Source organism: Actinomadura violacea (genome assembly GCF_017573465.1).
Classification (GTDB): domain Bacteria; phylum Actinomycetota; class Actinomycetes; order Streptosporangiales; family Streptosporangiaceae; genus Spirillospora; species Spirillospora violacea.
This window is the reverse complement of sequence record NZ_JAGEPF010000008.1, coordinates 255,509-267,786: the sequence shown is the minus strand read 5'-3', so window position 1 is coordinate 267,786 and position 12,278 is coordinate 255,509. Positions and strand designations below refer to the sequence as shown.

Genomic DNA, 12,278 nt, shown 5'->3' with positions numbered 1-12,278 from the left:
CGTTTCCCCGCTGCTCCTGCGTGACCTGGCCTGACGCTACCCCTTTCGGTCCACGCCAGGACTTGCTAGATTCCACTCAACAAGAATTCATTTCAGTCGTGTTCCCGGGAGGTGCGATGACCGAGACCCTGGCCGCGCCCGAGCGGCGCGATGCGCCGCCCTCGATGATCGAGCGGATGACGCTGATCCTCGACGCCTTCAACGGACCGTCCGCCCGGCTCACGCTGGAGGACGTCGCCCGCCGCACCGGGCTGCCGCGCTCCACCGCGCACCGAATCCTCGACCAGCTCGTCCGCCAGCGCTGGCTCGCCCACCACTCCTTCGGCTACGGCCTCGGCCAGCGCGCCCTCGGCCTCGGCGGCCAGGACGGCGGGCACGGCAAGATCCGCGAGGCCGCCGCGCCCTACCTGCACGAGCTCCAGGTCACCACCGGGCTCGTCGCGCACCTCGCGGTGCTGGACGGCGCCGAGGTCTTCTACCTGGACAAGCTCGGCGGGCGGCTCGCCGCCTCCGTGCCGTCCCGGGTCGGCGGCCGCGCCCCCGCGCACTCCACCGCGCTCGGCAAGGCGATGCTCGCCTGGCTGGAGCCCGAGCAGGTCGACGCGCTGCTCGGCACCGGGATCACCCGGCTGACCAGCCGCACCATCGGCGAGCTCGGCACCCTGCACCAGGAGCTGCACCGCGTCCGGCAGCGCCGCGGCCTGGCGTTCGAGCGCGGCGAGTCCTTCCCCGGCATCGCCTGCGTCGCCGTCGCGATCCGCGGCGCCGAGGGCCCCGTCGCGGGGATCTCGCTGGTCGGCGACATCCACACGCCGCTGGAGAACGTCGCGCCGCTCGTCGTCACCGCCGCCCGCGAGACCGCGCAGGTGCTGTTCCCCGGCTCGGCGGCGGCGGGACGCCCCGGCGGCCGCACCCGCCGCGCGCACGCCGACCGGCCCGTCCCCGCGCACACCTGGTCCGCCGCCACCATGAACCGGCTGCTCGCCGTGGACGGCCGCGGCGACTGGATGTGACCCGCGCGTCCCGGTGAACTCAGCCCCAGCCCCAGCGGTCGCCCTCGCCCCACGGGTCCGGGGCGAACGGCACCTCCGGCGGGTGCACCCCGAACCGGCTGCGGAAGAAGAGCATCGGGCGGCGCCACACCGCGCCCGGCGCCTCGTGCACCCGGACCGACAGCACCCGTCCGATCACCACGTCGTGGTCGCCGGCCTCGTGCACGGCGTGCACCTCCGCGTGCACGTTCAGCAGGACGTCCCGCAGCTGCGGGGTGCCGTGCGGGGACAGGTCCCACTCCAGGCCCTCGTACTTCAGGCCGCGGCTCGACCCGAACCGCGCGCACAGGTCCGCCTGGTCCTCGCCGAGGACGTTCACGCAGAACCGGCCGGCGGAGCGGATCCGCGGCCACGACCGGCCGCGCCGGTCCGCGCAGAACAGGATCAGCGGCGGTTCGAGCGACACCGACGCGAACGACTGGCACGCGAACCCGACGGGCTCGTCCCCGTCGATCGCGGTCACCACGGTGACGCCGGTGGCGAACTCCGCCATCGCCCGCCGGAACTCCAGGGGGTCGGGGGAGTCCGCGGGCCCTGCGGCCCCGGAGTTCCCTGCGGGCTCTGCGGTGAGCGCTGGCTCTGCTGGCATGAAGTCACCTCGCGGCTTCCGAAGACTGTCGCCGGTCTCGATGCACCGGAACGTAGGCACGCGCGGCGCCGCGCGGGCCCCCGGATCCCAATGAGTGGAAGCCCGCGCCGCACCGGCCGTCAAGAGGGCCCCCGCGGCGCCCCTCCCGCGAACGTCCCGCTGATCGGGAATGCACTGGACGATCTCGACCAAACGCCCGTTAGGTTTCCGGCAAGCCACCCAGAAGGACTGAGAACATGCCCACGGAGCTGACCTACGAGTCGACCTTGCGCGAACTCGCCACGGACCAGGGCGTCCTGCGCTATCACGAGGCCGGCGACGGACCGCCGCTGCTGATGCTGCACGGCTCGGGCCCCGGCGTGACGGGCTGGCGCAACTTCCGCGGCAACCTCGCGCGGTTCGCCGAGCACTTCCGCTGCCTGGTGCTGGAGTTCCCCGGCTTCGGCGTGAGCGACCCGACCGACCAGCACCCCATGCTCGCCGCGTCCGGCGCCGCGGTCCGCTTCCTGGACGGGCTCGGCCTGGAGCAGGTCGACGTGATCGGCAACTCCATGGGCGGCATCGTCGGCGCCCAGATGGCGCTCGCGCACCCCGACCGGGTGCGCCGGCTGGTCACCATCGGCGGGATCGGCCGCAACATCTTCAGCCCCGGCCCCGGCGAGGGCATCAAGCTGCTGATGGAGTTCACCGACGACCCGACCCGCGAGCGGCTGATCCGGTGGCTGCACTCCATGGTCTTCAACCCGAGGGTCGTCACCGAGGAGCTCATCGAGGAGCGCTGGCAGCAGGCCACCGACCCCGAGACGCTCGCCGCCGCGCGCCGGATGTACTCCACGGCCGCGATGACCGCGAACTTCAAGGCGCAGGCCGCCTCCGACCAGCCGCCCTACTGGGCGATGCTGCACCGGCTGAAGGCCGAGACCCTCATCACCTGGGGGCGCGACGACCGGGTCAGCCCCGTCGACATGATGCTCGTCCCGATGCGGACGATCCCGAACGTGCAGGTCAACATCTTCCCGAACTGCGGGCACTGGGTGATGATCGAGCAGAAGGCGGCCTGGGAGAGTGCCGTGCTGGCCTTCCTGACCCGCAAGGACGAGTCGTGAGCGGCGGCGACGCCGGCTGGGACGGCGAATACGACCTGGTCATCGTCGGCAGCGGCGGCGGCGGCATGGCCGCCGCGCTCACCGCGCACGACGCCGGGCTGAAGGCGCTGGTCATCGAGAAGGGCAAGAAGTTCGGCGGGTCCACCGCGCTGTCCGGCGGCGGCATCTGGATCCCGAACAACCCGACCCTCAAGGCCCGCGGGCACGACGACAGCCGCGCGTCGATCCGCCGCTACCTCGACCTGCTCACCGAGGGCAAGGTCCCCGCGGCCCGGCTCGACGCCTACGTCGACAACGGCCCCGCCGCCATGGAGCTCATCTGCCGCAGCAAGTGGATGAGGTTCTTCTGGACGAAGGGCTACGCCGACTACCACCCCGAGCTGGAGGGCGGGCGGCCGCTCGGCCGGTCCATCGAGGCCAAGCCGTTCGACACCCGCAAGCTCGGCGAGGACGAGCAGTACCAGCGGCCCAACAACATGAAGGGCCCGCTCGGGCTCTGGGTGACCGCGAAGGACTACCACGACCTCGCGATGGCCAAGCGGACGTGGGCGGGCCGCCGCGCGTCGCTGGTCGCGGCGTGGCGCGTGTCGTCCAACATGGTCCGCCGCCGGCACATGGCGACCGGCGGGCGCGCGCTCGCCGCCCGGCTGCGCATGGCGCTGAAGGACGCCGGCGTCCCGCTGTGGCTGAAGACCGCGATGACCGAGCTGGTCACCGACGCCGACGGCCGCGTGATCGGGATCGTCGCGCAGACCCGCGACGGCAAGACGCTGCGGATCCGCGGCACCAAGGGCGTCCTGCTGGCGACCGGCGGGTTCGACCACAACCAGGACATGCGGGACAAGTACCTGCCCAAGGGCGGCCAGGAGGACTTCGCCATGGGCGCCCGCGAGAACACCGGCGACGGCATCCGCGCCGGCGAGGGCCTCGGCGCCGCCATCGACCTGATGGACGACGCCTGGTGGATGCCGGCCGTCCGGCACCCGCTCGGCGCGGTGATCCCGCTGGTGTCCGAGCGCGCCATCCCGCGGCAGGTCATCGTGAACGCGGAGGGCAGGCGGTTCACCAACGAGGCCGCCCCCTACGTCAACTTCGTCCACGACCAGCTCGAAGGCGGGCACGTCCCGGCCTGGTTCGTGATGGACGCCAAGGCCCGCGCGCGCTACCCGTTCGCGCAGATCCTGCCCGGCGCGCCCATCCCGAAGGCGTTCTACGACAAGGGCATCGCCTTCAAGGCCGACTCCCTCAAGGAGCTGGCCGAGAAGATCGGCGTCCCCGCGGACGCGCTGGAGGAGACCGTCCGCACCTTCAACGGCTACGCCCGCGACGGCAAGGACCCCGACTTCGGCCGCGGCGACTCCGCCTACGACCACTACTACGGCGACCCGAACCTGAAGAACCCGAACCTCGACCCGCTGGAGACCGCGCCGTACCACGCGTTCCGGCTGGAGGTCGGCGACCTCGGCACCAAGGGCGGCCTCGTCTGCGACGAGCACGCCCGCGTGCTGCGCGAGGACGGCTCGGTGATCGACGGGCTCTACGTCACGGGCAACTCGTCGTCGTCGGTGATGGGCAACGAGTACGCCGGGCCCGGCGCGACCATCGGCCCGTCCATCGTGTTCGGCTACATCGCGGCGCGGCACGCCGCCGGCCTCATCGCGGCGGGCGGAGAGAAGGCGTCGGGACGGGCATGACCGCATCGCTCAAGGCGCGCGTCGTCGAGGTCGTCCGGGAGACGCCCGACGCGAACTCGCTCGTCCTGGAACCCGCGGAGGGCGAGGAGGGTCGGTTCCAGTACCGGCCCGGCCAGTTCCTCACGGTCCGGGTGCCCGCCGGCGACGGCTGGGTCGCGCGCTCGTACTCGCTGTGCAGCTCGCCCGTCTGCGACGAGCGGCTCAAGGTGACGGTGAAGCGGGTCGCCGAGGGGATCGGGTCCAACTGGATCTGCGACAACGTCGCCGCGGGCGACGTGCTGGAGGTGCTGCGGCCCGCCGGCACGTTCACCCCGCACTCCCTCGACGGGGACCTGCTGCTCGTCGCGGGCGGCAGCGGCATCACCCCGGTGATGTCGATCCTCAAGTCCGTCCTCGCGGGCGGCACCGGCACCGTCACGCTGCTGTACGCCAACCGCGACGAACGCTCGGTGATCTTCGCCGGGGAGCTGCGCGCCCTCACCGAGGAGCACGGCGAGCGGCTCACGGTCGTGCACTGGCTGGAGTCGGTGCAGGGCCTGCCGACGCCCGCCGCGTTCCACTCGCTCGCCCGGCACTTCACCGGCCGCGAGGCGTTCGTGTGCGGACCCGGCCTGTTCATGGACATGGCGGAGGCGGCGCTGACCGGCCTCGGCCTGCGGGTGAACGTCGAACGGTTCTTCTCGCTCACCGGCGACCCGTTCGAGGAACCGGACGCCGACCCGCCGACCGAGGCCGACGAGGCCGGCGTCGCCGAGATCGAGGTCGAGATCGACGGCGAGACGCAGACGGTGCCGTGGCCGAAGTCGCAGCTGCTGCTCGACGCGCTGCTGCGCGCCGGCGTCGACGCCCCGTTCTCCTGCCGGGAGGGCAACTGCTCCGCCTGCGCCTGCGTGGCGCTGGAAGGGGAGGTCGCGCTCGACGCCAACTCGGTCCTCGACGAGCAGGATCTCGCCGACGGCCTCATCCTCGCCTGCCAGGCGAGGCCGGTCAGCGACCGGCTCAGGATCAGCTACGACGGCTGACGGACACATCGGAGGACTTGATGACGAACCCCGTGCTCGACGCGATCATGGAGCGGGCGGAGGAGATCCGCGCGCTCGGCCCGTCGAACGAGTCGCTCGGCCGGCTCGACGACCAGGCCGCCAAGGCGCTGCGCGACGCCGGTGTGATCCGCCAGCTGCAGCCCCGCGCGCACGGCGGGCTCGAGGTGCACCCCCGCGAGTTCGCCGAGACGGTGATGGGGATCGCCTCCCTCGACGGCTCGACCGGCTGGGTCGCCGGGATCGTCGGCGTCCACCCGTGGGAGATGGCCTACGCCGACCCGAAGGTGCAGGAGGAGATCTGGGGCCAGGACCCCGACACCTGGATCGCCTCCCCGTACGCGCCGATGGGCATCGCCCGGCCCGTCGACGGCGGCTACATCTTCAACGGCCGCTGGCAGTTCTCCTCCGGCACCGACCACTGCGACTGGATCTTCCTCGGCGGGATGCTCGGCGACGAGGACGGCAAGATGGCGCAGCCGCCCAAGTCGCTGCACCTGATCCTGCCGCGCTCGGACTACGAGATCGTCCAGGACTCCTGGGAGGTCGCCGGCCTCAAGGGCACCGGCAGCAAGGACATCATCGTCAAGGACGCGTTCGTCCCGTCCTACCGGACGCTCTGGTACGACAAGGTCGTGGACGGCTCGGCGCCGCGCGAGGCGGGGCTGACCAACCCGTCCTACCTGATGCCGTTCTCCTGCGTGTTCCCGCTCGGCATCACCGCCGCGGTGATCGGCATCGCCGAGGGCGCGCTCGCCCACCACCTCGCCTACCAGCGCAACCGCGTCCAGATCACCGGCACCCGGATCAAGGACGACCCGTACGTGCTGTACGCGATCAGCGAGGCCGCCGAGGAGATCAAGGCGTCCCGGACCGCGCTGCTGGACAACTGCTCGCGGATGTACGACCGGACCGCGGCGGGCGAGGAGATCAGCTTCGCCGACCGGGCGGCGGGCCGCCGCACCCAGGTCCGCGCCGCGTGGCGCGCCGCGCACGCGATGAACGAGATCGTGGTGCGCTCCGGCGGCAACGCGATGCGGCTGGACAACCCGATCCAGCGGTTCTGGCGGGACGCGCACGTCGGCCTCGCGCACGCCATCCACGTGCCCGGCTCGGTGTACCACGTGTCCGCGCTGACCGACCTGGACATCGAGCCCCCGCAGGGCCCGATGCGCTCGATGATCTGACGTCGACTTGCGGCGTGTCGGCCTTATGGAGGCCGTCTTAAGGACGACACGCCGCAACTCAACGGAGGAGGGCGCGGTCGGCGACGAGCTTCGGCGTCCAGATCACCCGGCCTAGGAACGCGTCGGCGTCCGGTGAGGCGACGAGCCAGGCGACGGCGGCGGCGGGCGCCTCCTCCGGCGTCGCCTCGAACCCCTCGTCCTGCAGCGTGCCGAGGCCGCCGCGCGCCGCGCCCGCCTCGGTGACCACGAACCCGGGGTCGAGGTTGAACGCGCGGATCCCCCGGCCGCGGTACTCGGCGTTGACCGCGCCCGCGAGCCGGCCGAACGCCGCTTTCGACGCCGCGTACGCCACGCCCCAGCCGCCCTCGCCGGGCGGTCCCGGCGGGTCGCTGGTCGCCGACCCCGAGCACAGGTTCACGATCGTCCCGCCGCCTTGGTCCAGCATCGCCGGAAGCACCGCCTGGATCAGCGCGATCTGGTTCAGGTAGTTGCCGGCCATGACGCGCTCCGCGACGTCCACGTCCAGGTCGAGGAACCGCTCGTGGGTGCCCGCGAGATGTGCGACCGCGTTGTTGACCAGCACGTCCACCCGGCCCCACGCGTCCAGCACCGCCGCGGCGGCGGCCGTCACGCTCGCCCGGTCGAGCAGGTCCATCCGGACGGGCAGCGCCCGCGCGCCGAGCGCCTCGATCTCCGCCCGCGTCCGCGCCAGGCTGCCCGGCACCGGGATCGCGCCGGCGTCGCCGTAGCGCGGCGGTATCCGCCCCTGCCCCTCCTCGACGGTCCGCGCCGTGAACGCCACGTCGTACCCGGCGGCGGCGAGCGCCAGCGCCACCCGCCGCCCGATCCCGCGGCTCGCCCCGGTCACCACCGCCACCTGCCTCGTCTCCGTCATGCGCCCAACGAAGCAGGGGCGGCGGACCGGCGCCGAAAGACTCTCACTGAGCGGGAAGGTCTCCGCGGCGCGGCACCGGATTTGGCAGGTTGACGGAAACGGGCGCCGCGCCGGCCGCGCCGCCGCACGGGCCGACCACCGAAGGGACCGAGGACAGTGACGCACATCCGAGGGCTGGGCTATCTGAAGGTCCAGACCCAGCACATCGACCGCTGGCGCGAGTTCGCCCTGGAGGGGCTCGGCTTCGCCGAGGGCGAAGGCCCCGACCCCGACGGCCTCTACCTGCGCATGGACGAGCGCCGGTCCCGGCTGCAGCTGGTGCCCGGCGACAGCGACAAGGTGCTGGCCGTCGGCTGGGAGGTCCGCGACCAGTACGCGCTCGCCGCCGTCCGCGAGGCCGTCGAGAAGTCCGGCACCGCCGTGGCGGTGCTGACCGCGGAGGAGGCGACCGCGCGCGACGCCGAGGAGGCCATCGCGTTCACCGACCCCGGCGGCACCCCCGTCGAGGTGTTCTTCGGCCCGGTCCTGGACCACAGCCCGCTGCGGACGAAGTTCGCGCAGAAGTTCGTCACCGGCGCGATGGGCATGGGCCACGTGGTGCTGCCCACCCCGAACTTCGCCGAGACCGTCACGTTCTACAACGAGGTGCTCGGCTTCCTGCCGCGCGGCGCGATGAAGGTCGGCGGCCCCGTCCGCATCCGCTTCATGGGCGTCAACCAGCGCCACCACAGCGCCGCGATCTGCCCCGCCCCGCACGACGGCGCGCCCGGCCTGGTGCACCTGATGGTCGAGGTCGACTCCCTGGACGCCGTCGGCATCGCGCTCGACGCGGTCAAGGAGCGCGGCTTCTCGATCTCCTCCACGCTCGGCCGGCACACCAACGACAAGATGGTGTCGTTCTACGTGCGCGCCCCCGGCGGCTGGGACATCGAGTACGGCTGCGAGGGCATGCTCGTCGACGAGACCTACTACACCGCCGAAGAGATCACCAAGGACAGCTACTGGGGCCACGACTGGTCCGGGTCCGAGCCGCTGGCCGCCTTCGTCCCGCCGGGGAAGTGAGCCGGTGACCTCACGGTCCTCGGTCGAGCCGGTCCCGGCGGACGGGATCGGCGCGTTCGACCACGAGTGCGACGTGCTCGTCGTCGGGTTCGGCTGCGCGGGCGCGGCGGCGGCCTACGAGGCCGCCCGCGCCGGCGCGGACGTGCTGGTGCTGGAGCGGGCGAGCGGCCCCGGCGGGTCGTCGGCGCAGTCCGGCGGCGAGCTGTACCTCGGCGGCGGCACCGAGGTGCAGAAGGCGTGCGGGTTCGACGACGACCCCGACAACATGTACGCCTACCTGGTGAAGGCGCTCGGGCCGAACGCCGACACCGCGAAGATCCGGCTGTACTGCGACGGGAGCGTCGGGCACTTCGAGTGGTTCCGCGAGTGCGGCGTCACGTTCAACCCCAGCTTCTACGACCAGCCGACGTGGATGCCCATGTCGGAGGACGGGCTGATGTGGCTGGGCGAGAACTCCTGGCCGTACAACACGGTCGCCCGCCCCGTGCCGCGCGGGCATCGTCCGGCCGCGAGCGGGTTCGGCGGCGCGGTGCTGATGGAGAAGCTGTCGGCGGCGGCGACCGCCGCGGGTGCCGTCACGCACGTCGACACCGTGGCGTCCAACCTCGTCCTGGACGCGGACGGGCGCGTCGCCGGGCTCGTCGCCCGCAAGTACGGCGAGCGGGTCACCTACCGGGCGCGCCGCGCGGTGGTGCTCACCACCGGCGGGTTCGTCGACAACGAGGAGATGCTCGCCGACCACGCCCCCGTCCTGCTCGGGCACGGCAAGGTCAGCGACGGCCTCGACGACGGCTCCGGCATCCGGATGGCCGCGGCGATCGGCGCCGCGACCCGGCGGATGGGCGTGGTCGAGATCGCGCTGACCGCGCTCCCCGCGATGGTCTGCCGCGGCATGCTCGTCGACGGGATGGGCCGCCGGTTCCTCAACGAGGACGTCTATCCGGGGCACTGGAGCGTCCACGCGGTCCGCGACCAGCCCGGCCCCTACTGGACGATCATCGACGAGGAGGGGTACGAGTCCGTCCCCGAGGCGGACCGGTGGGGCGTGCTGCCGAAGCACGCCGCCGAGACCCTCGCCGAGCTGGAGGAGTCGCTCGGCATGCCGCCCGGCGCGCTGGAGGCGACGGTCGAGACCTACAACCGGCACGCCGCCAACGGCGAGGACCCCTACTTCCACAAGGACCCGAAGTGGCTGCGGCCGCTGCGGCCGCCGTTCGCGGCGATCGACCCGGGCGCGGGCTTCTTCGGCGGCACCGGCGGGCCGGCGAGCGGCGCGTCCGGGTTCACGCTCGGCGGGCTGCACACCACCGCCGACGGCGAGGTCCTGAACAACTCGGGCGACCCGGTGCCGGGCCTGTACGCGGCGGGCCGCGCCGCGTCGGGCATGCACGGCGAAGGCTATGTCAGCGGGACGTCCCTGGGCGACGGCACGTTCTTCGGCCGCCGCGCCGGACGCGCCGCCGCCGCTCTCGAGAAGGAGAATGCATGAAGTACGCCGTCCTGCTGCCGGTCGCGGCGGGCGTGACCGCCGATCCCGCGTGGATCGGCGAGTACGTCCGGCACGCCGAGGACTGCGGTTACGAGTCCGTCGGCGCGGTCGAGCACGCGGTGGTGGCGAGCGGCTACTCCTCCGTCTACCCCTACGACAGCTCGGGGAAGATGGAGCTGGCGGACGACCTGGACATCCCCGATCCGCTGGACCTGCTCGCGTACCTCGCCGGCCGGACGAGCCGGATCGGGCTGGCCACGGGCGTGCTCGTCCTGCCGAACCACCATCCGGTGGTGCTCGCCAAGCGGCTCGCGACGATCGACGCGCTGTCGGGCGGGCGGCTGCGGCTGGTCGTCGGCATGGGCTGGATGCGCGAGGAGATCGAGGCGTGCGGCGCCGACTTCGACTCGCGCGGCCGGCGCGGCGACGAGCAGCTCCAGGTGCTGCGGAAGCTGTGGGCGGAGACGGGGCCGGAGGGCGCGTCGCACGACGGCGAGTTCTTCCGGTTCAAGGGCGCGATGAGCTACCCGAAGCCGGTCCAGGAGGGCGGCGTGCCGATCCACGTCGGCGGCCACACCAAGGCCGCCGCGCGGCGCGCGGGCCGCTACGGTGACGGCCTCCAGCCGCTCGGCGTCGCCGGCGACGAGCTGCGCGGCCTCGTCGCGCTGATGCGCGAGGAGGCGGAGAAGAACGGCCGCGACCCGGACGCGCTGGAGCTGACCCTCGGCCATTCGCTGTCGGCGGTCACGCCGGAGAAGGCGGGCCGGCTCGGCGACCTCGGCGCGGGGCGGCTCGTCCTGCGCGGGACCGTGACGACGGACCTGAACGAGGCGAAGGACGAGCTGTCCGCCTGCGCCGAGCGCCTCGGCCTCTCATGACGCTGCGGACCGGCGACCGGGTCGAGCTCCTCGACCTGGTCGCCCGCTACGCCCTGCACGCCGACCGCCGCGACATCGACGCGATGGCGGGCCTGTTCACCGAGGACGCGGTGCTCGTCCTGCCGTCCGCGCCCGACGTGCTCGACCCGGTGCGCGCCTTCACCGGGCGCGCGGAGATCACCGCGACGCTCGCGGTGCTGAACACCATCCCGGTCACGTTCCACGCCCTCGTCGGCCAGGTCTTCGACGCGGGCCCCGAGCCCGGCACGGCCACCGGCGAGATCGCCTGCGTCGCCCACCACCTGACCGAACGCGACGGCCGGACGTCTGACCTGGTGTGGAACTGCCGCTACACCGACGCCTACCGGCTCGACGGCGGCGCCTGGCGGATCGCCCGCCGCGAGCAGCGCGTCGACTCGATCGAGACCCGACCCGTGCGGAGGCGCCGCGATGCCTGACGGCACCCGGATCAGCGTGGTCACCGGCGGGGCCCTCGGCATCGGGGGAGCGGTCTCGCGCCGCCTCGCCGCCGCCGGGGACCTCGTCGTCCTCAACGACATCGACGCGGACGCCGCCGAGCGCGCGCGCCGCGACATCGAGTCCGCCGGAGGCCGCTGCGTCACCGTGATCGGCGACATCGTCGAGGACGGCACCGTCGCGCGGGTCAAGGCCGCCGCCCTGGAGCACGGGCGCGTGGACGTGCTGGTCAACAACGTCGGCGACTTCCGTCCCGCCGCCCCCTCGTTCCAGGACAGCACGCCCGACCAGTGGCAGCGGCTCTACGAGCTGAACCTCCTGCACGTCTTCAAGCTCACCCACGCGCTGCTGCCCACGATGATCGAGCAGGGGTCGGGGAGCATCGTCAACAACTCGACCGTCGAGGCGTTCCGCGGCATCCCGCAGCACCCGGTGTACTCGGCGTTCAACGCGGGCGTGTCCGCGTTCACCCGCAGCCTCGCCGTCGCGGCCGGCCGGCACGGCGTCCGCGTCAACGCGATCGCCCCCGACCTCGCCAACACCGAGCAGACCCCCGTCGCGTGGATGCGCCGCGGCTACGACGAGGGCCTGGAGCACACCTGGGTCCCGCTCGCCCGCTTCGGTGAACCCGACGACTACGCGGCCGTCGTCGCGTTCCTCGCCTCCGACGACGCCCGCTTCGTCACCGGCCACACGATCCCGGTCGACGGCGGCACGCTCGCCGCGTCCGGCTGGTTCGTCCGCGCCGACGACCAGGGCTGGACGAACCGCCCCCACCGCGCCTGACCCCCACGTCGAGTTGCGGCGTG

General features: G+C 72.9%; 12 protein-coding genes. 10 read left to right on the top strand and 2 right to left on the bottom strand.

The genetic code is table 11. The annotated features are described in order from the left end of the window. Nucleotides 1–116 precede the first annotated feature (116 nt). Nucleotides 117–1,013 (top strand): IclR family transcriptional regulator, encoded by an 897-nt coding sequence (locus tag J4709_RS14430; protein WP_208240983.1) that lies wholly within the window; start codon nucleotides 117–119, stop codon nucleotides 1,011–1,013. A gap of 19 nt (nucleotides 1,014–1,032) precedes the next feature. Here J4709_RS14430 and J4709_RS14425 read toward each other — a convergent pair whose 3' ends face one another. Then, nucleotides 1,033–1,641 (bottom strand): flavin reductase family protein, encoded by a 609-nt coding sequence (locus J4709_RS14425; RefSeq protein ID WP_208240982.1) that lies wholly within the window; start codon nucleotides 1,639–1,641, stop codon nucleotides 1,033–1,035. A gap of 236 nt (nucleotides 1,642–1,877) precedes the next feature. Between J4709_RS14425 and J4709_RS14420 the strand changes: the two genes are divergently transcribed. Genes J4709_RS14420 through J4709_RS14405 form a run of 4 tightly spaced genes read left to right on the top strand, consistent with a single transcriptional unit; the run spans nucleotide 1,878 to nucleotide 6,668 of the window. Further along, nucleotides 1,878–2,747, top strand: a complete 870-nt coding sequence (locus J4709_RS14420) for an alpha/beta fold hydrolase (protein WP_208240981.1) — start codon at nucleotides 1,878–1,880, stop codon at nucleotides 2,745–2,747. Further along, complete coding sequence (locus J4709_RS14415; RefSeq protein ID WP_208240980.1) at nucleotides 2,744–4,441, top strand: FAD-binding protein; 1,698 nt, start codon at nucleotides 2,744–2,746, stop codon at nucleotides 4,439–4,441. The genes J4709_RS14420 and J4709_RS14415 overlap by 4 nt, the downstream gene beginning before the upstream one ends. Continuing rightward, on the top strand, nucleotides 4,438–5,463 hold the full coding sequence (locus tag J4709_RS14410; protein ID WP_208240979.1) for a ferredoxin--NADP reductase: 1,026 nt from the start codon (nucleotides 4,438–4,440) through the stop codon (nucleotides 5,461–5,463). The genes J4709_RS14415 and J4709_RS14410 overlap by 4 nt, the downstream gene beginning before the upstream one ends. 20 nt (nucleotides 5,464–5,483) lie before the next feature. Beyond that, on the top strand, nucleotides 5,484–6,668 hold the full coding sequence (locus tag J4709_RS14405; protein ID WP_208240978.1) for an acyl-CoA dehydrogenase family protein: 1,185 nt from the start codon (nucleotides 5,484–5,486) through the stop codon (nucleotides 6,666–6,668). Between the two features lie 58 nt (nucleotides 6,669–6,726). On the opposite strand, the gene J4709_RS14400 is transcribed toward J4709_RS14405, so the two are convergent. Further along, a complete protein-coding gene (locus tag J4709_RS14400) occupies nucleotides 6,727–7,563 on the bottom strand; it encodes an SDR family NAD(P)-dependent oxidoreductase (protein ID WP_208240977.1) in 837 nt (278 codons plus the stop codon). A gap of 156 nt (nucleotides 7,564–7,719) precedes the next feature. Here J4709_RS14400 and J4709_RS14395 point away from each other — a divergent pair, with 156 nt between their 5' ends. Genes J4709_RS14395 through J4709_RS14375 form a run of 5 tightly spaced genes read left to right on the top strand, consistent with a single transcriptional unit; the run spans nucleotide 7,720 to nucleotide 12,255 of the window. After that, nucleotides 7,720–8,625 carry a VOC family protein gene (locus J4709_RS14395; RefSeq protein WP_208240976.1) on the top strand — a complete coding sequence of 302 codons (906 nt, stop codon included), beginning with the start codon at nucleotides 7,720–7,722 and terminating at the stop codon, nucleotides 8,623–8,625. Between the two features lie 4 nt (nucleotides 8,626–8,629). After that, nucleotides 8,630–10,114 (top strand): FAD-dependent oxidoreductase, encoded by a 1,485-nt coding sequence (locus tag J4709_RS14390; protein WP_208240975.1) that lies wholly within the window; start codon nucleotides 8,630–8,632, stop codon nucleotides 10,112–10,114. After that, nucleotides 10,111–10,992 carry an LLM class F420-dependent oxidoreductase gene (locus J4709_RS14385; RefSeq protein WP_208240974.1) on the top strand — a complete coding sequence of 294 codons (882 nt, stop codon included), beginning with the start codon at nucleotides 10,111–10,113 and terminating at the stop codon, nucleotides 10,990–10,992. Before J4709_RS14390 ends, J4709_RS14385 begins: the two co-directional genes overlap by 4 nt. Continuing rightward, nucleotides 10,989–11,450, top strand: coding sequence for a nuclear transport factor 2 family protein (locus J4709_RS14380; RefSeq protein WP_208240973.1), 462 nt, complete (start codon nucleotides 10,989–10,991; stop codon nucleotides 11,448–11,450). Before J4709_RS14385 ends, J4709_RS14380 begins: the two co-directional genes overlap by 4 nt. Next, nucleotides 11,443–12,255 (top strand): SDR family NAD(P)-dependent oxidoreductase, encoded by an 813-nt coding sequence (locus J4709_RS14375; protein WP_208240972.1) that lies wholly within the window; start codon nucleotides 11,443–11,445, stop codon nucleotides 12,253–12,255. Before J4709_RS14380 ends, J4709_RS14375 begins: the two co-directional genes overlap by 8 nt. Nucleotides 12,256–12,278 lie beyond the last annotated feature (23 nt).